General features: G+C 77.7%; 12 protein-coding genes. 6 read left to right on the forward strand and 6 right to left on the reverse strand.

Features of this window, described 5'->3' with window-relative positions; genetic code table 11:
- Positions 1 to 29: 29 nt before the first annotated feature.
- Complete coding sequence (locus tag Ae717Ps2_RS15075; protein ID WP_043280256.1) at positions 30 to 410, reverse strand: VOC family protein; 381 nt, start codon at positions 408 to 410, stop codon at positions 30 to 32.
- 195 nt (positions 411 to 605) lie between these two features.
- Here Ae717Ps2_RS15075 and Ae717Ps2_RS15080 point away from each other — a divergent pair, with 195 nt between their 5' ends.
- A complete protein-coding gene (locus Ae717Ps2_RS15080; RefSeq protein WP_020625785.1) occupies positions 606 to 1,028 on the forward strand; it encodes a DUF6319 family protein in 423 nt (140 codons plus the stop codon).
- Between the two features lie 40 nt (positions 1,029 to 1,068).
- Here the strand turns inward: Ae717Ps2_RS15080 and Ae717Ps2_RS15085 are convergent, their stop codons facing one another.
- The 5 genes from Ae717Ps2_RS15085 to Ae717Ps2_RS15105 all read right to left on the reverse strand — a co-directional run bounded on the left by Ae717Ps2_RS15085 (position 1,069) and on the right by Ae717Ps2_RS15105 (position 14,306).
- Positions 1,069 to 3,741, reverse strand: coding sequence for an AAA family ATPase (locus tag Ae717Ps2_RS15085; protein WP_158071498.1), 2,673 nt, complete (start codon positions 3,739 to 3,741; stop codon positions 1,069 to 1,071).
- On the reverse strand, positions 3,734 to 6,007 hold the full coding sequence (locus tag Ae717Ps2_RS15090) for an ATP-binding protein (RefSeq protein ID WP_075333525.1): 2,274 nt from the start codon (positions 6,005 to 6,007) through the stop codon (positions 3,734 to 3,736). Before Ae717Ps2_RS15090 ends, Ae717Ps2_RS15085 begins: the two co-directional genes overlap by 8 nt.
- Positions 6,004 to 8,841 carry an AAA family ATPase gene (locus tag Ae717Ps2_RS15095; RefSeq protein WP_075333526.1) on the reverse strand — a complete coding sequence of 946 codons (2,838 nt, stop codon included), beginning with the start codon at positions 8,839 to 8,841 and terminating at the stop codon, positions 6,004 to 6,006. Before Ae717Ps2_RS15095 ends, Ae717Ps2_RS15090 begins: the two co-directional genes overlap by 4 nt.
- Positions 8,842 to 8,938: 97 nt before the next feature.
- Entirely contained in the window at positions 8,939 to 11,698 is a 2,760-nt protein-coding gene (locus Ae717Ps2_RS15100; RefSeq protein WP_075306839.1) for a LuxR family transcriptional regulator, read from the reverse strand.
- Positions 11,637 to 14,306, reverse strand: coding sequence for a LuxR C-terminal-related transcriptional regulator (locus Ae717Ps2_RS15105; RefSeq protein ID WP_075333527.1), 2,670 nt, complete (start codon positions 14,304 to 14,306; stop codon positions 11,637 to 11,639). Before Ae717Ps2_RS15105 ends, Ae717Ps2_RS15100 begins: the two co-directional genes overlap by 62 nt.
- Positions 14,307 to 14,450: 144 nt before the next feature.
- Here Ae717Ps2_RS15105 and Ae717Ps2_RS15110 point away from each other — a divergent pair, with 144 nt between their 5' ends.
- The 5 genes from Ae717Ps2_RS15110 to Ae717Ps2_RS15130 all read left to right on the forward strand — a co-directional run bounded on the left by Ae717Ps2_RS15110 (position 14,451) and on the right by Ae717Ps2_RS15130 (position 23,130).
- Positions 14,451 to 14,720 (forward strand): hypothetical protein, encoded by a 270-nt coding sequence (locus Ae717Ps2_RS15110; RefSeq protein ID WP_139320211.1) that lies wholly within the window; start codon positions 14,451 to 14,453, stop codon positions 14,718 to 14,720.
- Between the two features lie 252 nt (positions 14,721 to 14,972).
- Positions 14,973 to 17,663 carry a LuxR family transcriptional regulator gene (locus tag Ae717Ps2_RS15115; protein ID WP_075333528.1) on the forward strand — a complete coding sequence of 897 codons (2,691 nt, stop codon included), beginning with the start codon at positions 14,973 to 14,975 and terminating at the stop codon, positions 17,661 to 17,663.
- On the forward strand, positions 17,660 to 19,930 hold the full coding sequence (locus Ae717Ps2_RS15120; RefSeq protein WP_075306847.1) for an ATP-binding protein: 2,271 nt from the start codon (positions 17,660 to 17,662) through the stop codon (positions 19,928 to 19,930). The genes Ae717Ps2_RS15115 and Ae717Ps2_RS15120 overlap by 4 nt, the downstream gene beginning before the upstream one ends.
- The gene (locus tag Ae717Ps2_RS15125) at positions 19,917 to 22,682 is read left to right on the forward strand and encodes an AAA family ATPase (RefSeq protein WP_075333529.1); all 2,766 of its coding nucleotides are present in this window, start codon (positions 19,917 to 19,919) and stop codon (positions 22,680 to 22,682) included. The genes Ae717Ps2_RS15120 and Ae717Ps2_RS15125 overlap by 14 nt, the downstream gene beginning before the upstream one ends.
- A gap of 208 nt (positions 22,683 to 22,890) precedes the next feature.
- A complete protein-coding gene (locus tag Ae717Ps2_RS15130; RefSeq protein WP_143510392.1) occupies positions 22,891 to 23,130 on the forward strand; it encodes a hypothetical protein in 240 nt (79 codons plus the stop codon).
- Positions 23,131 to 23,502 lie beyond the last annotated feature (372 nt).

The following is a 23,502-nucleotide window of genomic DNA, read 5'->3' on the forward strand; positions in this document are numbered from 1 at the left end:
ATTAGGGCCGGCCGGAGGCGTGCGACGGCTCAGAGCTCGTTGCTGATCTCGACCAGGTTCCCGTCGGGGTCCCGCAGGTAGACGCTGAGCAGCGGGCCCCGTGCCCCGGTCCGCTCGACCGGCCCCTCCTCGACGGCGACGCCGGCCTCGGCCAGCTCACGCCGGACCTGCTCGATCGGGTCGAGGGTGATCAGGCACAGGTCGGCGCTGCCCGGGGTGGGCCGGTCGGCCTTCGGCTCGAACTCGTGCCCCGCCCGGTGCAGGTTGATCTTGCTGGGGCCGAAGGCGAGTGCGCGGCGCCCACCGCCGAACTCGACGGCCTCCATGCCGAGCACGCGGGTGTAGAAGGCGACGGTGGCGTCGACGTCGGCGACGGTCAGCACGAGGTGGTCGAGGTGGTCGATGCGCATGCTCACGATGTTGGCAGCCGGGCCGCACGCACGCGGGACCTCCTGTGGGTGACCTCCGCCGCACCGGACCGTCACCGAAGGCCGGACGTCGACACCCACACGGACCAATCCGGCGGGTCGCTACCGGCGAACGGGCGTTCGTGAATCACCCTTGTAGCTGGCCGTGCAGCCGAGTGGAGAGGGACGAGGACGCACGTGGACGACGAGCTGACGACCGGCGGGGAGACCCCGTCCGCGGGCACCGCAGACACCGCGGACCCCACGGGGGCCGCGGGGGCCGCGGGGGCCGCGACGCCCGAGCCGCCGAAGCGGAGGCGGGGGCGGCCACCGGGCTCGACGGCCCGCACCACCCGGGTCGTGACCATGACCCTGACCGTCAGCGGTTCCGCCGACGGCGACTGGCAGGCGGAGCTGAAGCAGGGCAGCACCTGGGTGGCGCGGGGGCTGCCGGTGACCGCGTCGGCGGTGTCCGCGGCCGCCGCGGCGCTGCACGCCGACCTGTCCGGTCCGGTCGACGAGCTCATCGAGGGGGCCCGGTCGGCGAAGGCCGCGCGGGTCGCGGAGCTGGAGGCGGAGCTGGAGCGGGCCCGCAAGGACCTGGCCGCGCTGGAGCAGTGACCGCGACGGGTGAGGGCGGCCGGGCAGGCGGCCGCCGGGATCACCCGCGGGGCCGCAGCTCCGCCCGGCCGCTGATGCCCAGCCGGCGGTAGGCGCTGGTCAGCCGCTTCTCCACGGCGCGGCGGCTGAGGCCGAGGCGCGCGGCGATCTGCTGGTTCCCGTCGCCTGCTGCGGCGAGCTCGACGACGCGCAGCTCGGCGGCGGTGAGCCGGTCGGCCCCTGCGACGCCGGACCCGGCCGTGCCCGCCGGATCCGCGGTCCGTGCGCGGGTGGACGCGGCCGGATCCGGGCGGGTCTGCTCGGCGGGGAGCACCGGCGGGGGCGGCACCGGAGCGACGGGCGAGAGCCCCGTACCCGGTCGGTCGTGCCCGGCGGAATCGTCGGTGCCGGTCCCGAGGACCCGGTCGCGGAGCCGTCGTGCCCGCTGCACGGGCCCGGGAGCGCCCCAGGCCAGCGCCCGCTCCAGCTCCTCGTCCAGCAGGCGGAGAGCCGCGGCCCGGTCGCCGCGACCGGCGAGCAGCTCCGCGGCCCAGCCGCGCCACGGGAACAGAGCGGGGTTGCACCATCCGAGATGGTCCAGGTGCCGTCCGGCGTCCCACACGCATTCCAGGGCGAGCGCGGGGGCGTCCTCGGCGAGCGCGGCCGTGGCCCGGACGAGTCGGCGTCGGATGTGGGCGGCGAGTCCGGCCCGGTCCGGGTCCCGGTCGTCGAGCCGGGCCCCGGCGGACGCGGCGGTGCAGGCCAGGGCGATGGTGAACGCGACCGGCCGGCCGTCCGGGTACGGACGTGCCGCGGCCGGCTGCTCGGACGGCACACCGCAGGCGAGTCGTACCAGCTCGGCCTCGGCCCGGTCGCGGGGATCGGCACCGGGGCGCTCGGCGAGCCAGACGGTCAGTGCTGCTGCCCGACCGGCCGCGACCAGTGCGGTGATCAGCAGCCCGCGGTGTCCGTCCCCCGCGGCCACTCCGGCCGGGGACCGCAGCTCCTGTGGTGAGGCGACCTTCAGGACCCGGGAGGCGACGTGGGCGACCGCCGCGGCGGACCCGGTACCGGCCACCGCCGCACCGTGCAGCACCACCGCGAGCAGCTCCCGGCCGGCGGCGGTGCTCAGGAGCGGATCGGCGGAGGCGAGAGCCTCGTCCAGCATGCCCGCGACGGCGTCGGTCCCACCGGGTTCGTCCTCGTCGAGGCGCAGCGAGCGGGTCAGGATGCGCAGCCGCAGCTCGCGGGCGTCGTCGTCGTCGAGTGCCTGCGCGTCGTGCGCCGTGGGCAACCCGGGCGGGGACGCGGCAGCGAGGTCCCGCACGGCGGCACGCAGCGGCTCGGGGGCGTCACGCAGCAGCGCCGGGTCGAGCACAGCGAGGGCGCGTGCCCGGTCGCGCGGGGAGTCGAGCAACCGTACCGCCTGGCCCACGTGACGGACCGCGGTCGACGACTCCTCGGTGTACTCGGCGGCGGCGAGCTCGACGAGCAGCGCACCCCGGTCCCGGCCGGTCGAGTCGTCGTCGAGCAGGGCACGGCGGAGGTAGCGGACCGCGCGCGACGAGCCGGGGTCGAGGGTGGCCGCCCTGCGGGCGGCGGCCCGCAGGATCTCGATCCCCCACCGCTGCAGGGGCGCGGCGACGGCGAGCAGGTGGGCGGCGATCTCCTCCGAGCCGTGGCCCAGCTCCAGACGGAGCCGGGCGGCGCGCAGGTGCAGGTCCTCCCACCCGTCCGGGTCGGCGGCAACCTCCCCGAGCAGCGGGTGCAGGACCCGCGGCGGATCCCCCACCAGCAGCCCGTCCCCCACGAGCCGGGCGACGGCGGCAGCCCGGTCCACCGGGTCGAGCCCGGACAGCCGGTCGGCCGGCGAGCCCGGTCCGGCACCGTCGAGGACCGCGACGGCCTGCAGGTACGTCCGGGCCGGGTCGGGGAGCAGACGAGCCGCCCGACGCAGCCGCTCGCGCAGTGCGGAGGGCCGGGCGGCACGGACCGCCGCGACGGCGTCGTCGTCCGGGCGGAGGCCGCGGACCTCGTCGAGCACGGCGTGCAGGACCGACGGGACCCCGTGGCAGACGTCGCCGACCGCGTCGAGGAAGGCCGAGGTGGCGCCGGGGCCACACCGCTCGCGCACCAGGGCGGTCGTCGCCGGCACGTCCAGGGGGTGCAGGTGGACCGATCCGCAGACGGCGAGGAGAGCACGCAGCAGGGCCCCGTCGTCGGCAGGACCACCGGTCGTGGCCTGCCCGGCCAGTACCGTCCCGACGAGGGCGATCGGCTGCCCGGCGGACCGGTCCGCGAGCCGGGTCAACCAGCGCAGCGACGCCGGATCCGACCACTGCAGGTCGTCGACCAGCACGGCCAGCGGCACCCGGCCGGCCAGCGCCTCGACGAACCGCCACAGCGTCCGGTCGCGGGCCCCGGCTCCGTACTCCACGGCCGGGTCGCGGCCCGGGAGCAGCCCGGTCGGTGGCGCGGCGAGGTGCCAGCCCCGGGCGCCGAGCAACAGCGGGTCGACGAGCTGGTGGGTCACCCCGTGGTCGAAACCGGTCTCGGCCGGTGCCGCCGTGGCACGCAGCACCTGCATCCCCCGGGCGGCCGCCGCTGCGGCGGCGTCGTCGAGCACGGTGGTGCGGCCGGAGCCGACACCGCCCCGGACCACGACGGCGCCGCCTCGGCCCTGCACCGCGCCGGCCAGGAGTCGCTCGACCGCGGCGTCCACGGCGTCACGCATCGGAACGGGGAGTGCCGGCGGGGTGGGGCACGGGAGCTCGGTCGGTGTGTCGGCAGGCGGCGGCGACCGGGGCGGGCGTCCCCCAGCGGCGTGCCAGCCGCAGCTCATCGGCCAGGAGCCGGTCGGCGCCGTCGTGGTCACCGCGCGCCGCCAGGACCCGGGCCGCGCCGGAGCGCCACGGTGCCAGGACCGGGTTGACCCGGCCCCGGTCGAGCAGCAGCCGGCCACAGGCGAGGTACTCGGCCAGTGCACCGGGCGGGTCACCGCAGCGGTGCCGGGCGAGCCCGGCGGCGTACCGCAGCAACGCGGACCCGGGCCGGTCGATGTCGGGCTCGGCCGGTCGGGCCAGCACGGCCAGGGCGGCGTCCGGGCTGTCGTCGGCGAGGTTCAGCAGGACGGCGGCCGCCGCGACGAGGGGGGCCCCGTCCGCTTCGGGTGACGACCAGGCGCTGTCGAGGTCGCGCCGAGCGGCGTCGCGCCGGCCCGCGGACAGCTGCATCAGGCTCGACACGGCCCAGACCGCGGCGGGGACCCGGCCGCGGCGGGTCAGGCCGAGCAGCAGGTGCCCGGTCGCGTCGAGGGCCTCCGACCGGTGCCCGGCCGCGGCGAGGGTGGCCGCCGCCAGGACACGCGGGGTCACCGCGACGGCGTCCCCGCCGGTCGCGGCGAGCGCCGCACGGGCGAGCGCGACGGCACGGTCCCGCGCCTGGGCGCGCAGCGTGAGGCTCCACGCGGCCACCCCGTCCGGGACCGCCGTCGCCCCGGACGCCGGGGCCTCCTCGCCGAGCGCGGGCGTGAGGTCGTAGCCGAGCTCGTCGGCCATCCGGGCCGGCACGAGGACGGCGGGCCGGTTGCCCCCGGGGGCCGCCGACCGGCGGACGGCGGCGACCACGTTGCGCACCGCCCGCACCTCACCGCGGCACAGCAGCGTGTCGACCACGACCGGGTCGAGGTCCACGGGCCCACCGGGAAGGACCGGCACGACCGCGCAACGGGCCAGCAGCCGCGCGGCCGTCGCGGGATCGGTGCGCTCGCGGGCGCGGACGAGCTCCTGGGTCAGGTCCGCGCGGGTCCGGGGTGGGACCGGTTCGCCCAGGGCTCGTTCGACGAGCCCGGCCGCCTCCGCCGCACGCCCGGCGGCCCGCCGCCGCCGCGCGACCGCCAGCAGCAGCTCGCCCAGCGGGGGGTGCTGCAGTGTCGGCGCGGAGCGGGCGATGCGGGCGACGGCGTCGTCGGGCAGGCCGCAGCGTATGGCGAGCTCGATCGCCTCGAGGAACAGCGCGCGCCGCTCCGGTGCGCCGATCCGTGCGAGGACCTCCTCGACGACGACCCGGCCGTCCGGCACCAGCCGGGCACCGGTGACCAGGCCGGTGGCGCGCAGCCGGTCCCGGACCCGGCCGGCGGTGCCCGGTCCCGGCCCGCCGAGGCGGGCCGAGACCGGTTCGAGCTCACCCCCGCAGACGGCGAGCGCCAGCAGCGGGGCCGACAAGTCGGCGGGCAGCCTGTCGAGCACCGAGCCGACCTGCTCCCGGCGGGCATCGACGGCCGCGCGGCACAGCGCCTCGGCGGTCGCGGCTCTGCTGCCGAGCCTGGCCAGCGCGGCGTCCAGCACCGCGGGGTTGCCGCCGGTGGCGCGCCGGGCCAGCACGGTGGTGCGCCGGTCGGGGGCGACGCCGGCCGCGACCAGGACCGCGCGGACGCCGCCCAGGGTGAGCGGCGCGGTGCGCACCAGCAGGTCGCCGGGGCCGGCGGGAGGCACGTCCCATCCGGACGGGTCCTGTGCCCCGTCGAGCACGACGAGTCCGGCGATCGGGGCGGAGTGCCTGCGCCGCAGCAGCATCTGCAGCCACACCCGGCTCCGGGGGTCCGCCCGCAGGAGGTCGTCCACCACGACGAGCACCGGGCGCGACGCCGCGGCGGCGAGCACGACCCGGCACCGGTCGTGCAGGACCGCGTCGCTCAGGTGGGCAGCTGCGGACCCGGCCGGCCCGGCGCCCGGCAGGTCGTCGACGAGGTCGGCCACGAGATCGGCGACGAGGTCGGCCGCAGCCCCCGGCTCCCGGCCCGCCGCGGGCGGCAGCGCACGGGCGCGCAGCACCCGCACCCCGCGGTCCACGGCCCGTTCTGCGGTGCGCCGCGCCAGCAGCGAACGGCCGGTGCCGGGGAGGCCGGTCACGACGCAGAGGGGAGCCTCGCCCCGGGCGGCACGTTCGACGAAGCCGTCCAGCGCGGCCAGCGCCGCGGAGCGCTCGACCGGTTCCGTCATCCGGTGGCGCTTCCCGACACCGGTGCGATGCCCTCGCCCGCGGTGGCCGCACAGACCAGGGCGGTGAGCGCGGAGCGGTCCGCGACGCCGAGCTTGCGGTAGGCGCCCGTGAGGTGCACCTCGACCGTGCGCAGGGTCACGAACAGGGCCTCGGCGATCTCCCGGTTGCGCAGGCCCTGGGCGGCGAGGCGGACCACACGGTGCTCGGCGGCCGTCAGCGAGTCGAGCGGGGATCCGCGGGGGCGGCGCATCCGCCCGCCGGCGGCGACGAGCAGGTCGCGGGCGGTCCCGGCCTCGTGGACCGCGCCGCAGCGCGCAGCGAGCTGGGCGGCGGTGCGCAGCTGGCTCCGGGCGGCCCGTACCCGGCCCTGGCGCAGCAGCTCCGTCCCGAGGCGGCGACGGGCACGAGCCTGGTCGAGCCGGGCGGGGCTGCGTTCCAGGGCGTCCACGGCCTCGGCCAGCAGCGGGTGGGCGCGAGCAGGGTCCGCCGCGGCGGCCGCGAGCAGGGCGAGGCCCGCCCCACGCGGGGTGCCCCAGCGGTCCGCGAGCTCCGCGCCGTGCTCGGCGGCAGCGGCGGCCTCCCGGTGCCGGCCCAGGTCACCCAGCAGCATCGCGGCCTCCGCCCACCACGGCGCGAACACCGGGTTGGCGATGCCCGCCTCGGCCAGGCTGCGGCCGCAGCGCTCGTAGGTCCGCAGCGCCCCCTCGGTGTCGCCGGCGACGGCGCGCGCCCCGGCCCGGACCATCAGCAGGTCGTGGTACTCCCACGCGAAGTCCTCGGTGCGCGGGCGGGAGATGCCGTCGAGCAGCTCCTCCGCACCGGCCGGGTCGCCCCGGTGGACCCGGACGCTCGCCAGCGCGATCGTGGGGACGACGGCGTTGTCCGACCAGGTCTCCCGGCTGGTGATCTCCAGCGCGGCCAGCGCGTCGAGCTCGGCCTCCAGCAGGTCGCCGGTCGCGAGCCGGTTCGTCGACCGGGTCCCGGTCACCAAGGCGTAGGTCCACGCCGACGCGCGGTCGCGGGCAGCCACCACGAGCCGGTCGAGCACGGCGTCGGACTCCGCCGTCTCGTCGCCGAGGCGCAGGACCAGCGACGACGCCAGCGCCGCCCAGCCACCCAGCCCGCCGTCGTCGCCGAGCAGGACCCGGCGGGCCCCGTCGACGGCGGCGACGGCCGGGCCACCCTGCATCGCCGTGGCGACGGTCATCATGGCCAGCTTCTGGCGTTCGGCGGGCGTGCGTCCCTCCGGGACCGACATGGCGCGCATCCGCGCCATGGTCGGGGCGACCGTCCGCTTCTCGTCGAGCCCCACCACGAGCAGCGCGGCCTCGATGTGCGTGCGGAGCTCGGCCGCGGCCGGCGTGGTGTCACCGTCGAGCTCGGTGAGGACCCGTTCCAGGAGCTCCACGCCCTCGGGGGCACGCTGCACGGCCAGGGCGGTCATCGCGAAGGCGGCCGCCGCCCGTGCCCGCCCGGCCATGTCGTGCGCGACGTCCAGTGCGTGCTGCAGGTGGTCCAGCGCGCGGTCCGGGTCCCGCTGGCCGATCGTGGCGGCCAGCCGCAGCCGGACCTCGACGTCGTCGGGCCGGGCCCGGACCACCAGGTCGAGGAGGCGGGCCTCGGTGCCGGGCGCGCCGCGCCGGGCGGCGGAGTCGGCGGCCTCGGCGAACACGTCGACCATCCACGGCTCGGGCGGCGCCGGGAGCGGTTCGAGGATGCCGGCGACGAGCTCGGCGGGGCTCCCGGCGTCCGAGAGCACCCGTCCGGCGCGCCGACGCAGCGTGTCGAGCTCCCCCGGGCCCGCGCAGCGACGCAGGACCGCGCCCCGGAGCCGGTCGTGCCGGAACGCCGCCCGCCCCGGCAGGGTCAGCCCGCACGCGGCCAGCGCCGCGAGCGACTCCCGGACCGTGGCGGTCGGGACCCGGGCGACGGCGGCGAGGAGATCCTCCCCGGCCTCGCCGACGACGGCGAGCGCGACCGCCGTGGGCGCCGCGCCACCGAGCCGGACCTGGTGCTCCACCAGGTCGTCCACGACCTCCTCTGAGGCCTCGGCGGGGAGCACGATCTCGCCGCCGCCGTCCGGGACGAGCTGCTCGACGAGCAGCGGGTTGCCGCCGGAGACCCGGACCAGGGTGTCCAGGCGGGACTCCTCGGGCGGCGCACCGGCGCGCAGGGCGGCCAGCCGTCGGACGTCGTCGCGGTCCAGCGGGGCCAGCGTGCGCACCGCGTCGCCGGCCGCCGCGGCGATCCCGGCCAGCCGCTCGCCCGGACCACCGCCGGGGCCGGGCCGCGCGGCCAGGACCACTCCCAGCGGCAGCCCGGACAGACGCCGGAGCAGGAAGCCCAGGAACGCGAGCGACTCGTCGTCGGACCACTGCAGGTCATCGACGACCAGGAGCAGCGGACCGTCGCCGGTCAGGTCGACGGTCAGCCAGTACAGGGCGTGCAGGGCCCCGTGCAGCTCGGGAACCGCCCCGACCGCACTGCCGCCGTCCGTGCGGTCGGTCCCGGGGTCGGCGAGAGCGGCCCGCGCCCAACGTGCCCCGCCGGGAAGGGTGGCCGCCCTGGCGGCGGCGTCGGGGCCGAGCAGTTCCCGGACCACGCCGAACCCGGACTCGGCGCGGCCACGCGTCGCCGCGGCGCGCAGTACCCGCACCGGGCCGGAGGTCGCCTCGCACAGCTCGGTGAGCAGTGCGGTCTTGCCCAGACCCGGGGCGCCGAGCAGCAGCCGGGCCGCCCCGGAACCGTCGGCCGCGGCGGCGGAGGCACCGCGGAGCCAGGACGCCTCACGGTCACGGCCGACCAGCGGCGTGGGACCGGGGCGTTCCCTCATCCAGGTGCTCCTGTCTCGCTCAGCGTGACCTCGGGAATGGTAATCGATCTCCGTCACGGCGGCCGTCGAGCGCGGTCGTCGGCTGCGGGGTCGGCCGTCACGGTGCCCGGGGCGGTCGCGCGGGGGTCACCGCGCCGCCGAGGGCCTCCCCCAGCTCGTGTCGCCCGCAGATGCCGAGCTTGCGGTAGGCCCGGGTGAGGTGGAGCTCCACGGTCCGTCGGGTCAGGTGCAGCGCGCCCGCGATCTCGGGGTTCGTCATCCCCGAGGCGGCCAGCCGGGCGATCTCGCGCTCGGCGGCGGTGAGACCTCCGTTCCGGCGACCCGTGCCCACGCGATGCTCCTCGCCGGCCGGGAGCAGCGCGTGGGCACGGTCGGCCTGCAGCCGCGCGCCACGTGCCTCGGCGAGCGCCAGTGCCTCGGTGGCGAGACGGGTCGCGTCGGGGTCGCCCGGCCCGAGGCGCTCGGCGAGATCGAGACCGCACCGGATCCACTCCAGGGTTCGTGGCGAGCCGGCCAGCTCGTCGTGGGCCCGCCGGAGCAGTGTCGTGCCGGCCCGGCCGGGGGTCACCAGCCCGGACGTACGCAGTGCGGACCCCAGCGCACCGGAGGCCCGCCAGCGGCGGGCCAGACCCAGCTGCTCGCGGGCCAGCTCTGCGGCGCGCGTGGTGTCGCCCGCGCCGAGGGCGAGCAGCGACAGCCGCTCCCACCAGTCCAGCGGTGCCGGGTTCAGCGCCCCGGCCGCACGCATCCGCCGCTCGACGTCGTCGAGCAGCCGCAGCGCCTCCTCCGGCCGGCCCGACGCCTGGGCCGCGGCAGCCCGCGCGGTGAGGACCCAGCTGTGCCGCCACGACCAGCGGTCCGGCTCGTCGGGGCCGGGACGCAGCCGTCGGACGGCCTCCTGCGGGCGGCCGGCCTCGATCAGCGCGATGCCCACGACGTACCGGACGGGGCCGACGACGTGGTCCATGTCGTCACCGCGGTCCTCCAGCGCCTGCAACCCGTCGGCCAGGGCGTCGAGCACGTGGCCGGAGCGCAGGCGTTCCAGAGCGCGCTCCGCGCGGAGCAGCGCCCGCACGACGGGCCGGTCCCGGCGCCGGGCGCTCCTCAGGACACGCTCGTCCTCGGCGTGCCGGGACGCATCGCCACCGGTCCGCTCCACCACGCCCAGCGCGGCGACCCGTAGGGGCCGCAGGAAGGACTCGTCGGTCTCGCCGAGCGCGGCGGCGAGCCGCCGCTCCGTGGTGGCGGCGGTCGCGCGTAGAGCCCACGCGGAGCAGAGCGCGTGGGCTCCCCGGACCGCCCGGGCGCCCGGGCCGGATGCGGTGCGGGCGCGCTCCGTGCCCGCCGACCAGGAGTGGATGCGGCCGATGTGGCGCAGGTCCCCCGCCGCGACGTGCGCTTCCAGGGCCGCCAGCCGCATCCGCAGGTCGGACGGCGGGTCGGCGGCGGGCAACCCGTCCCGGGCCGCGTCGATCCGGCGGAGCAGCGCACCGGTCCCGGCGCCGGCCAGCAGGGGGACGAGCCGCAGCGTGGTCCGTGCTCGCTCGACCGGGTCCGCCAGCACCGCCAGCGCGGCGTCCAGGTGGGACAGCGCACGGCGGGGGTCGGCGCTGCGCTCGGCGACGGCGAGATCGGTGAGCAGGGCGGCTCGGTCGCTCACGGGGACCGGCCCGGTCAGCGCGTGCCCGAGATGCAGCGCCGCCCGGCCCGGCTGCCCGCCGGCGAGCAGCGCCGTCCCGGACGTCCGGAGGACCGCGACCGCCGCGGCGTCGGACGGCGGTCCCGCACCGAGCAGCTGGTCGGCGACGGTCTCCGGGGCGGCACCGCCGGCGTCGAGGATCCGCGCGGCCCGCGCGCGGGTGGACCGCAGGGTCGCTGGGTCGGTGGTGGCGAGGACGACGGCGGCGGCCTGCGGGAGCAGGAACCGGACGCCGTCGGCCTCCAGGACCCCGAACGCGGCCGACCGGGCCGATGCCGCCTCCCGGGCGATGTCGTCCAGCTCGGACAGCGCCGCGACGGTGTCCCGGCCGGCCCCGGTCCCGAGCACGGCGACGGCGCGCACCAGCGCGGTCGCCTCGGGGCCGAGGCGCCGCAGCACGGCCGGCAGCCGGTCGGCGGTGGCCCGCTCGGCCGCCGCGCGCACGAGAGCGGGCTTCACGGCGCGGCCGGTCCGGTCCGCGCCGTCGGCGGCGAGCTCGGTGCCCAGCGCGGCCAGCCATCCGGGCAGTCCCGCGGTCGCCGCGCGCGCGGCCTCGACCGCGTCGACCGGCCAGTCCGCGGCGTCCAGCACCGTCCGCGTCGACGCCGACCGCAGCGGCAGCAGCGGCAGCAGCCGGGCACCGGCAGCGGTCAGGAGCGCGTCGATCGCCGGCCGCGCCGCCGGGGGCGCCGGGCCGAGGCAGGCCGCCACGTCGTCGGCGGTCACCGCCCCGGGCGTGCTGCGGCCCGAGCCCGTGCCGCGCAGCGCGGCGACGATCAGGACCGGCGCCGGGCCCGCCGACCTCCGTGCCAGCCCGGCCGCACGCAGGCCGACCTCCGCACCGGCGTCGTCGAGGTCGTCGACGAGGACGACGAGCGGTCCGCCGGGGAGGGGGCCGGGCCCCCCGAGACGCCGTACGGGCAGCCCGCGGGCCGCGGCGAGCCCGGCGGTCACCTCGAGCAGCGTCGTGCGACCGGATCCGGCCGGCCCGACGACGACCACCGTCCGTGGATGCCCGGCGGCGACGGCGTCGACCGCGGCCCGGACCGCGGCGAGCTCGGCGTCACGATCCAGCAGTCGTCCGGGGTCCGGACCGTCAGCGGTGGAGATCGGACCCCTCCTCCCACATCCGGCCCAGTGCCGGCCGACCGGCCACACCGAGCTTGCGGTAGATCCGCGTGAGGTGCTTCTCGACGCCCCGGACGCTGGTCCCGAGCACCGTGGCGATCTCGGGGTTCGTACGCCCGCCCGCGGCCAGCTCCGCCGTCCGGTACTCCCTCGGGGTGAGACCGTGCCGGCGGTCCGCCGGTCGTCCGGCCAGCCGTGACGGACCACAGGCGTCCTCGGGGGGCACCGGCACCGGCCCGGCCGTCCGGCGGCGCAACGCCAGGGCGGCCCGTCGGCCCTCCGCCCGGTCCGAGCTCTGCCGAAGCACCTCGACGGCCTCCCGCAGCAACGCGACGGCGGCGGTGCCGGACTCCAGCTCCCCGGCCGTCCTCAGGGCACGGCCCAGCCGGGCAGGTGCCCCCCACGCCCTGGCGAGCCCGAGCTCACGCGCGCTGAGCTCACGCGCGCCCCCGACGTCACCGACCCTGCGCCGGAGCTCGATCGCCCAGCTCCGCCACGGCTGGGGCGCGTCGACCCAGCCGATCCGGTCGAACTCGCGTCCGGCCTCCAGACTCAGGCGCAGTGCGTCCGCCGGGAGACCGTCGGCCACCGCGACCTGGGCCCGCAGCATGGCTGTCCCGGCGACGACGTCGTCGGGCACCTCGGGCAGCGCATCGGTGTCCGCGACGACCCGACGGGCCAGGTCCGGGTCGTGCACCGCGGTGAACAGCGGGACGAGCAAGGTCGCGGCGAGTGCGGTCCCGGGGGCACGGGCGACGAGCTCCCGGTAGGCCGTCCGGCTCAGTTCCCCGCCCTCGTCCGGCCGGTTGCCGCACACCAGCACCGCGGCGTACTCGGCCTGCAGCACGGCGGCGGTGACCGGGGCGATGCCCGGGGTCGCCGACGCGGTCGTGAGTACGGCCGGGAGCCCGGAGGTGGCCTCGGACATGCACAGGCAGGGGATCACGGCGGCGGTCGGGGTGTGCACGTGCGCGCTCGCGGTGGGGTCGGCGTCGAGGATCCGCCGGGCGAGCTCGGCGACCTGCGCCGCCGGGAGTGCCCCGGCCACCGCGGCGGAGTGGACCAGGACCGCCATCCGCTCCCGTTCACCGGCCGTGCCGAGGGGCGGCTCCCCGCCGCGGGTGAGCTCACGCAGACGCGCGACGTTGCGGGCCACCCCGGCCGCCTCGAGACCGTCGAGCTGGTGGACCCGGGCCTGTAGTCGCAGTCCGAGGTCGCGCAGGTCGTCGTCGGGGTCCTCGACCCCTGCGACCTCGGCCGCGGTGCGGCGCAGCAGGGCGACCGACGGAGCGGGGTCGAGATGCAGTCCCAGCGCACCGGCGTCGCACAGCGCCGCGGCGCGCTCGCGCAGTCCCTGCAGCAACGGGACCGCCTGAACCGCACGGAGCCGGGCCCGTCCGGGATGCAGGCCGCGCTCCACGACGGCGAGCCGCGCGAGCACCTCCGCCCGGCGCGCGGCGGTCGGATGGGCGAGGAGCGCGCGCTGCAGGTGCCGGGCCGCGATGTCCGGTGCGTCCTGCCGGAGCGACCAGTCGGCCGCGTCGCACAGGACCGCGACCATGTCGTCGGGCAGCGTTCCCGCGACGTCGTGCAGCACGTCGGCGGCCGCCGACGGCTCGCCCGACTCGGCGAGCAGCGCGGCCGCGTCGAGACGCAGGCGGCGGCGCTCCTGCGGATCCAGGACCGCCAGGGCCGCGGAGCCGACCAGCGGGTGCCGCAGCCGCGGGGCTGCCTCGTCCAGCAGCAGCCCGGCGGCAACCGCGTCACGACGGGCTGCGGCGAGGTCCGCCCCGGCCGCGGGGACCAGCGCGGCGCACCGTTGCGGGGTGGCGTGCTCCCCCAGGACCGCCACCGTCGCGAGCAGCTCCCCGACGTCCCGGGACGACCGGCGCAGCGCATCGTCGAACCGCAGCCGCAGACGGGGCGAACCGGCTCGTCGCACCCGCGCGGGGTCGGGCGGGTCCGGGAGGTCCAACAGCCCGGCCAACAGCAGCGGGTTCCCCCCGGTGACCTCCCGGACCGCGGCGAGCACACCGTCGCCGACCTCCCGGCCCCAGCGGGCGCGCACGGCCGCGTCCACCCGGACGGGTTCCAGGGGCTCGAGGACGTGCACCACCTCCGCCCGTGCCGCCAGCGGGTCGGGGAGGCCCGACGCACCGTTCCCGAGGGCCCCGAGGAGAACGACGACCGGAAGCCGCGCGCCGGGATCGACGAGATCGGCCAACCACCCCGCCGACAGGTCGTCGCAGTGCTCGGCGTCGTCGACGACGAGCACTCCCGGCCGGCCGGTCAGCAGGTCCGCGAGGTCCGCCTCCGGTCGCCCGGTCGGGCCCGCGACACCGGTTCCCGCGCCCCGGGGACCGAGCAGGCTCCGCACGACCGCGCCGGGGACCTGCCGGTCGACGGGGTGGCAGCGCGCGGTCAGGGTGACCGCCCCACGCCCACCGGCACGCACGGTGCAGTCCCCCAACGCGGCGGTCCGCCCGCTCCCGACCGGGCCGGCGACCACCAGCAGGCTGCCGCGGCCGTCGTCGGTGCGGGGGCCGAGGGGCCGGTCGACCGCGGTGTCGAACAGGGCGAGCAACGCGCGGTCGGCGGGTGTGAAGACCGCGCCGGGCCCGGACCCGAGGTCGGTCATCGCGTCTCCCCCGCTCGTCGGCCGTGCCGACGCCCAGCCTCCTCCATCCCGTCGTCCTCGGCACGCGGCCGACGGGCACCCGCGGCGCCCTCGTCCTCGGAACCGGCGTGACATCCATGGCGGCCGTCGGCCAGGGTGGGCGGCGTGACCGTCCGACCCGTGCCCGGTGTCGACGCCCGCGTGTTGGACAACGGCTGGATGGAGCTGCACCACCCCGGTGGTGGTGCGCTGCTGTGCAACCTCGAGGAGACCGCGATGTGGCTCTGCCTGGCCGAGAACGGATGGCACGTCGGCGACGCCGCGATCCGCCTCGCCGACGCGTGGGGCTGCCAGCCGTGGAACGTGCGCGACCGGATGAACGACTGGCTGGACGGCCTCCTGGCCGCCGGCCTCGTGACGCACACACCGAAGTGACCTAGACCACACACCGAACCACACCTCCCTCACGAGCCGCCGGGCGGTCCACAATGTTAAGCGCTTACGGGGCCAGGTCGTTGACGCCCTCGTTTCGATCTTCGTACCGTCATACGTGAGCTCGCGGCCGAGTTTCCCCACGTCGAGGGGGGGTGCCCGGCGAGGCGTCCCCCCACCGACCGCACCCGGGACGCCCCGGCGCAGGCCGCCGACGGCACGGAGTCGACCGGGCGGTACCGGGAGAGGAGGGCGGTGACGGTGCGGGAAGGACCGCCGGCCCACCTGTCCTGGTGGGCCACGGAATGGGCCTGGCTCACCGCAGCACCCGCGACCGTCGCCGCCGGCAGGCCGATCGCCCGGTTGCTGACCGGCGCACCCGGGACCGGCAAGACGGCCCTGCTCGACACCCTGCGCCGGCACCACGACCACGACGTCCGGCTGCTGCACGCCACCGGCCGACAGGACCCCGAACCCACCCCGTTCGGAACGGTGGGCCACCTGCTGGGTCCGACCGCGCGTCACGCCGACGACGTCGCGACGGTCCTCGACGAGCTCGGCCCCACCGCGACACCGGACGAGCTCCACCGCCGGCTGCGCGCTCTCCACCGGTTCACCACGAGCCTCGTCGCGCGCGGTCCCCTCCTGCTGGTCGTCGACGACGTCCACTGCTGCGATGCCGGGTCGCTGGCCTTCCTGGGGTTCCTCCTGCGCCGGATGCACGGCCTCCCGATCGGACTCGTCCTCGCGGCGCGCACCGACGTCGACGGGGTCCTCCCCGAACGGCTCTGGCCCCTGCGTGCCCCGTCGACCGAGACGCTGGCCCTGCGCCCCGCGGAGCGGGCCAGGACCGCGACACCGCTCCCCCCACCTCCGGTGGCGGAGCGGACGGGGAGCTCCCGCCGCCGGACCGACGAGACGGTCGACTGGCACCTGCGCTCCGGAGGTCCGTGCGTCGGACGCCTCACGGCGGCGCTCGCGGTCGCGGGGCCGTCCACCATCGGGACGCTCGCCGCCGTCGCGGGGGTCGGCCCCGTCCCGACCGCCGGCGCCGTGCGTGCCCTCGCCCGGACCGGGGTGCTCACCCCCGACGGCACGGACCTCGGTGACGACCGCCTGCGTACAGCGGTCCTGGACCGGATCCCCGACCACGAGCTGGGACGGCTCCGGCGGCGCGCCGCACGCGTGCTGAACGACGCGGGCGCGCCGGCCGAGCGCATCGCGGAGCTGCTGCTGCAGCTGCCCGACCCCGCCGAGCCGTGGATGCTGACCGTGCTCCAGGAGGCCGCCGACCGTGCGGCCGACCGGTCCGCGTTCGCCGACCTCGCGCGGTATCTCGCCCCGGTGGTGGACGCGCGGCCGGCCGACGTCGCCCTGCGGTCGCGCCTGGCCTCCGCGCTCGCCGTGTCCGACCCGACCGGCGCGGTCGAGCACCTGCGCGTCGCGCACGCGTCGGCGGTGGACCCGGCCCGTCGGATGCAGGTCGCCGTGCAGCTCGCGATGGCCTCGCTGCCGGCCCGGGGCCCCGCGGACGCGGCCGCGGTCCTCCGGTCGGCGCTGGAGGAGCTCGACCACCGCGACGCCGTGGACGACGAGCCGCAGGTCCTGCCACGACCAGCGGACCTGCGCACCTCGGCCGAGGCGGTGCTGCTCGTCGTCGGCCTGGACCGGCGGCGGACGGTCGCCCGCACGATCGAGCGGGCGTACCGGACCGACGTCCCCGAGGGCGACACCGAAGCCGGCCGGCACAAGCTCGCGATGCTCGCGACCGCCCTGCTCCTCGCGGGACGCGATCCCGCGAGGACCGTCGAGCTGGCTCGTCGGGCGGCACCCCGCGAGCACACCGAGCTCGCCGGCTGGACGGCGCTGGCCTGTGCGCGGGTCCTGCGCCTGGCCGACCGCTGCGAGGAGTCCGTCGCCCTGCTGGAGGGCGTGCTGCGGCGCCCCGGGCACGAGGTCTCGTCCTGGACGCGGACCCTGGCCACGAGCGGGCTGGCCGAGGCCCGTCTCGCCACGGGGGAGCTGGCCGCGGCGGAGGCCGCTGCGTGCGAGGCGATGGAGACCGCCCGCCGGGCGGGTCGGGACTGCGGCACCGGAACCCCGTCGATCGTCCTGGCGGGGGTGCACCTGCGTCGGGGCGCGGTCGACCGGGCGACGGAGGTCCTGGCCGCACGGCAGCACCGGTGGGACGAGGACCTCACCTGGGAGCACCACGACCTGCTGCTCGCCCGGGGCGACGTCGCGGCGGCCCGCGGCCGGCACACCAGGGCACTGGCGCTGTACCGGCGGTGCGGCGCCGCCCTCGACGAGGACGGCATCGCCAACGCCGTGTTCGCGCCCTGGTGGGCGCGTGCCGCCCTGCTCCTCGCCGATCTCGGGAGACCCGACGACGCGGCCCCGGTCGTCGAGCACGGCGCGGCGCTGGCCGCGCGGTGGGGCACCCCCAGGGCCCGCGGGCTCGCGCTCACCGCCCGCGGTGCGACGACCCCCGGTCCGGACGGGCTGGATCTGCTGGCCGAGGCGGTGGCGGTGCTCGACGACTCACCCGCCCGGTCGGAGCTGGTGGAGGCCCGTCTCCGATGGGGTACCGGCCTGCTCGCCTCGGGGCACGTGATCGAGGCACGCCGTCAGCTGCGCGAGGCCGCGACCCTCGCCGCCCGCTGCGGGGCGACGCGGGAGGCCTCCCGGGCGCGGGCGGCCCTGCACCGCGCGGGCGGCCGGATGCGGCGGCCGACGGGTTCTCCGCTGGACCCCCTCACCTCCGCCGAGCGGCGGGTGGTGCGCCTGGCCGCCGGGGGTGCCCGCAACCGGGAGATCGCCCGGGCGCTGTTCATCACGGTCCGCACCGTCGAGGTGCACCTGACGAGCGCGTTCCGGAAGCTCGACGTCACCGACCGGACCGGGCTCGCCCCGTTGGTCGCCGCCGACCGTGGCGGCGCGGCGTGACCGCGGGCCCGGACCGGCGCAGGCCGCACGCCGCGCTCCTGGAGACGGTGCGCCGGGTCGCGGGCGGCACTCCGACCTTCACCGTCGTCCTGGGCGAGCCAGGTACGGGGCGGTCCACGTTGCTGCGGTGGGCAGCGGACAGGGCCGGGGAACGCGGTGTCCGCGTACTGGCCGCGCGCGCCGTCGAGGGCCGCCACGACCGTCCGCTGTCGACGACGTCCCGCCTGATCGCGGCGTGCGGGCCCCGCCCCGGCGAGCCGCTCCCGCCCACCGCGCCGGGCCGGGTCGACCATGCGGCGCTGCACCGGTACTGCCGCACGGTCCTGGAGTCCGCGCGTCGACGGCCGCTGCTCCTCGTGGTCGACGACCTGCAGTGGGCCGACCCCCTGAGCCAGGAGTGGCTGCAGATGCTGCTCCGACGACGGCACCACGCCTCGTTCGGGGTCCTCGTGTCCGACACCGGCACCCACGGGGGCTCGTCGTGGGCGCTGGCGCCGGGTCCGCCGGAGGACACGGTCGTCCGGACCGCCCGGCTCACCCTCGCCGAGGTCCGCGACACGGTCACCGACCGGCTGGGCCACGTCCCGGACCGCGCCACCGCCGTCCGGCTGCGGCGCGCGACCGGCGGCGTGCCGGCGGTCCTGTCGACGGTTCTCGACCGCTGGGACGGCGACGGGGACCCGGCCCGGCTGGCCCGCGTCGTCGACAGGGCCCGGCAGGACCACGCGAACGCGGTCGTCGACGGCCTCCCCGACGACCTGCGCCACGCGCTGACCGGCATCGCGGTGTGCGGTCGTCCGCTCGCGGCGCTGGCCGGGCGCATCGGACCGGCCACCGGACACGGCGGAGACCTCGGTCCCCGGCTCGCCGCGACCGGGCTCCTGGCCGGGACCCACCCGGCGGTGCTGGACCCGGTCGCCGCGGACGTCGTACTGAGCCGCGTGCCCCTCGCCGAGCGACGCGCCCTCTTCACGCGGGCGGCACGTGCGGCCCGCCGGGCCGCGCTGCCCGAGTCCGACATCGCCCGGGTGCTGCTGGCGGCGCCGGTCCAGGGCGAGCCCTGGGTCGCCGGTCTGCTGCACCGGGGCGCCCGCGAGCTGCTCGCCACCGGCAGACACGCCGAGGCGGCGGCCGTTGCCGAACGCGCGTTCGACGAGAACGTGCCCGCGGCTCTGCGCGGCCCGCTGACGACGACGCTCGCCGCGGCGCGCGCACACCACGACCCGGCTGCCGCGCGCCGGCTGCTCTCCCGGCTCGCCGCCTCGGGCCCGGACCCGGAGCCGCACGACGACCCGGCGCCGGACCGCGGGGACGCACCCCGTCCCCGCACGACACGTTCCGCGATCGACCTGCTGCTGGCCGAGGGCGACACCGGGGCCGCGCGCCGAGCACTCGCCGGCGCGGCTGCGCCCTGCCGACCGTCCGCAACCCAGGTCCGGCAGCTCGGCTTCGACGGTGCGGGAGTCGACCACGGCCCGCCACCCGAGGGCGCCGGCGGCGCCGAGGCGTACTCGCTGCTGCTGCTGGGACGGGACCGCCGACGGGCGCTCGCGCTCGCCCGGGAGGCCGCGGCCGTCGTCGGGGACCCGGACGCGGACCGCCCGATCGTCCCCCGGGTGACGGCCGCGATGACCCTGCAGGCCTCCGGCCACCACGACGAGGCGCGCGCCGGCATGCGCCGCCTCGTCCTGGATCTGGCCGGGGCCGGGCGCGTGCCCACGCTGGTGCTGGGCGTCTCGGCCCTGCTCGAGCTGCGCGCCGGGGCCTGGGAGGGTGCGCGCCGCGACCTGCGTGCCGCCCGGCGCGGCCCTGCCGCCGTCCGGAAGCCGGGCTGCGATCCGCTGCTCGACGCGGTCGAGGCGCTGCTGCACGTCGTCGACGGTGACCTGGCCACGGCGACCTCGGTCGCCCTCGCCGGGAGCACCTCGGACACCGACCGTGCGGGGGTCGCGTTGCTCACCTACGTCCGGGGGATCGTGCACATGCTCTCCGGCTCCCCCCAGGACGCGGTCGACGAGCTGATGGCGTGCGGTCGCCTGCTCCTCGACCGGGGCCGGGTCAACCCGGCGATCGCACCGTGGCGCTCGACGGCCGCCCGCCTGCTGGCCGGGCTCGGCTCCCACGCCACCGCCCGCAGGCTGGCACTCGACGAGCACCGGCTGGCACTCCGGTGGGGGGCTCCCGCGCCGATCGCACTGGTCACCGCGACACTGCGCGAGCTGCCCCCCGTGGGATCGACACCGGAGGTGTCGCGTGCACGGTCGTGAGCGCGAACTCGAACGGCTCGGGTCGCTCCTGGCCGGAGCACGGGACGGGCTCGGCGGGACCGCCGTGGTGAGCGGGGGGATCGGCTCCGGTCGGACGACCGTGCTCGGGGCCGTCGCGGCGAGGGCCGGGAGCACCGGGATGCAGGTGCTGCGGGCGTGTGCCGCCCCGGCTGAGCGCGAGTTCGCCCGCGGGGTGGTGCACCAGCTGGTCGATCCGTTGCTGCCGGGGGACCGTGTCGAGGACGACCTCCCGGTCGGTGTCGAGGACGACCTCCCGGTCGGTGCCGAAGGCGACCTCCCGGTCGGTGCCGAAGGCGACCTCCCGGTCGGTGCCGAGGACGCCGCCCTGGCCGACCCCGTCGGGTTCCTGGACCGCACGACGGCACCCGGCAGTCCCCTGGTGGTGCTGGTCGACGATCTCCAGTGGGCCGACGACCCGTCCCTGGACTGGCTCGTCGAGCTCGCCCTGTCCGCCCACGAGCGACCCGTCGCCCTCGTGTGCTCGGTGCTCGCCGGGGACCGGGGAGCCGACCGCCGATCGGTCCGCAGACTGCTGGCGACCGCTCGTGACGTCCGGCTCCACCCCTTGTCGGAGCGGGCCACCACCGCCGTGGTCGAGGAGTGGATCGGGGCCGGGTCGGCGCCGGGGACAGCGGGCGTGTTCCACGCGGCCAGCCTCGGCAACCCGATGGTGCTCACCCAGCTGCTGTCCGAGGCCGCTGCGTCCGGGGACGACACCGCAGCGCGGACGCCGGTCGGCGCACTCCGCCCCCCGGCCCTGCTGGAGCGGTTCGCCCGGGCCGTGCGCGACCTGGACGACGAGGCCCTCCGCTACCTGCGCTCCGTGGTCGTGCTCGACCACGACGGCGACACGGGGACGATCCGCCGGCTGTCCGGTCTCGATGCGGCGGCGGCCAGGACGGCGCGGGCCCGCCTGGTCGACGCCGGGCTGCTGCTCGACCGTGACCCGCCCGGCCCGAGCCATCCGGCGGTCGCCGACGTCGCCCTCGGCCCCACCGACCGGTGCACCGTGCACGCCGAGGCAGCCCGCCTCCTGCACGAGATCGGACGGCCCCCGGCGGAGGTGGCCGGACATCTGCTGGCCTGCACGACGCCGTTGGAGCGGTGGGCGGTGCACACCCTGCGGACGGCCGCGTCACTGTGCCTCGCCGAGGACCCGGTCGGCGGGGGCCGGACCGCCGCCGACCACCTGCGGCGGGTACTGCTCGACGGGGACCTGTCCCCCGCCGAGCGGGGATCGGTCCTGGCCGACCTGGCCGCTGCCGAGTCCGGGTACGCCCCGACGATCGCCACCCGGCACGTCGCCCAGGCCCTTCCCCTCCTCGACGGGCCGCGCGCCAGGGCCCGGGCCATCGCCGCCCTCCCGGTGGGAGCCGTCGTCACCGCGCCCGCCGAGGTCCGCGACGCGGTCCGGCAGGCCGACGCCGACCCGGCCACCGCCGGCGACCGGCCGCTCGCCCTGCGCATCCGGACCCGTCGGCACCGGCTCGACGAGCAGACGCCCGAGGGACTGGAGGCCGGCTGTGACAGGCTGCAGGAGGTGCTCGCCGATCCGGACGCGGAGCTGTCCACCTCGGCGGGGCAGGAGCTGATCACCGTCCTGTTGCACGGCGCCGCGCTCTCCGGTCGGGTGCCGGCCGCCTCCGTGGCGGGGCTCGGGGCGCGGCTGCTGCGGATCGTCCCGGCCCGCGAGCTGGATCCGACCGGCGCGCTGCCCGAGCTCCTGGGACTCGCACTGGTGGCGGCGGACCGGGCAGGGTCGCTGGCGCACCGGCTCGCCGTGCAGCAGGGCGCGGCGGCGGGCGCCGGCCGTTCCGCGGATCTGCACGCCCTGCTCGCACTCGCGCGTGGACGCGAGGTCCGTCTCGCCCCCCGCGATCCGGACGCGCCGGTCACCCCGCTCGCGGTGGCCCTGACGGCCACCGCCGTGGTGAAGGAGGTCCGGATCCGGGGCACCGACACCGACACCGATCTCGCACGTCCGCGACTGCCCGAGCGCGCGATGCACCGGCTGCGCCGCAGCGGTGCGGCGTCGGCCGCCGGGGACCTCCCACTGGCGCTGGAGTGCCTGCTCGACGCCGGTCGTCACCTGGACCACCTGGGCTGGCGCAATCCGGCGGTGTTCCCGTGGCGTGGGCGGGCCGCCCTGCTGGCCGCCCGGCTGGGCGAGGTCGGCACCGCCCGCGACCTCGCCGAGACCGAGCTCTCGCTCGCCACGAGCTGGGGGGCACCGGCCGCACTCGGCCGTGCGCTGCGGGTCCGTGCCGAGCTCGCCGAAGGGCCGGAGCGCCTGCGCCTCCTGCGCTCGGCGTCGGCGGTACTCGCGGACTCCGAGGACGGCGCCGAGGCCGACCGGGTCGCGGTGGCGCTCGAGCACTGCCCCGACACCGTCCCCCGGCCCGGGGCTGCCGGCGGGGGGGCGGTCCCGCCCCGCCCCGTCCCCCGCCCGGTGCTCGCCCCGCGTCCCGCGGCAGGCGCACCGGCAGAGTCGGCCGAGGCGCCGCTCGGCGCCGCCGTCGCGGCGCGTGCCGGCTCGTCACGGTCCACGGGGACCGGGGCCGGCCGGCTCACCGCGGGCGAGCAGGAGGCCGTGGCCCTGGTCCGGGCCGGGGCCTCCAACCAGCAGATCGCGCAGCAGCTGAGGGTCAGCCGGCGCGCCGTCGAGAAGCGCCTCACCAGCGCCTACCGCAAGCTCGGAATCGGTGGCCGCGGCGACCTCGGCCCGGGCTGAACGCCGGCGAGCCGCTGTCACCCGACAGGAGTCGGATACTGGTGATATCCGCACATGACGTCCTCGACACTGGTCGTCATGAACAGCGGTCGCGCCGTAGATGACATTCTGATGTACGTCGCGTCCGAACTCGATGACGAATTGCCGCGCCATGTCGCGTGAGACACGGAATCGACGGATCGGCCCCGCCCCCGGAATGACGGTCAGCGTGCTGAGCAACGGGTGGATGGAAATCCGGCTCGCCGGAAGTCCCGACACGCTCCTCTGCACCGCCGCGCAGACGGCGATGTGGGTCAGCCTCAGCCGGGCCCAGTGGGTCCTGGGCGATGCCGCCCTGGAGCTGGCCCGCGCCTGGCAGGCCGATCCCTGGGTCGTCCGCGACCGCATGACGGGATGGCTGGCCGAACTCGCCGCGAACGGCTTCGTCCGCCTCCTCGACCGCACCTGACCTGCGGCGATGGTTGCCATGACTCCAGCATGACCACGGTATGACCGTGACATGACCCGCCCCCGGACCTGCCGTGCAGGTGCCCCGGGTGAGCCCCCGACGATGCCGCAGACCGTACTGAGGAAACCCCCAGAATCCGCCCCTCCACACCGTAGTGACACCCATCACACACCGCCCCCTCTCGCCACCCGGCCGAGTGACTGCACAGCCACAGTGTTAAGCGCTTGCGGCCACTCCGCGTTGACGCTCCGGCGTAACGGTTCATAACGTCGGTGGAAGCCGTTCGGCGTAAAGAGTTGATCCTCCCGAACACGCCGGGATCCCGATTCGCAGGGGAGCGACATGAACCAGTCGACGACAGGGACACGCTCG

It is taken from the genome of Pseudonocardia sp. Ae717_Ps2, assembly GCF_001932475.1.
Classification (GTDB): domain Bacteria; phylum Actinomycetota; class Actinomycetes; order Mycobacteriales; family Pseudonocardiaceae; genus Pseudonocardia.

Bases quoted from the DNA above. Each gene is read 5' to 3' on its own strand.
- Ae717Ps2_RS15095 (WP_075333526.1), bottom strand. From the start codon at position 8,841: ATGAGGGAACGCCCCGGTCCCACGCCGCTGGTCGGCCGTGACCGTGAG.
- Ae717Ps2_RS15075 (WP_043280256.1), bottom strand. From the start codon at position 410: ATGCGCATCGACCACCTCGACCACCTCGTGCTGACCGTCGCCGACGTC.
- Ae717Ps2_RS15085 (WP_158071498.1), bottom strand. From the start codon at position 3,741: ATGCGTGACGCCGTGGACGCCGCGGTCGAGCGACTCCTGGCCGGCGCG.
- Ae717Ps2_RS15105 (WP_075333527.1), bottom strand. From the start codon at position 14,306: ATGACCGACCTCGGGTCCGGGCCCGGCGCGGTCTTCACACCCGCCGAC.
- Ae717Ps2_RS15090 (WP_075333525.1), bottom strand. From the start codon at position 6,007: ATGACGGAACCGGTCGAGCGCTCCGCGGCGCTGGCCGCGCTGGACGGC.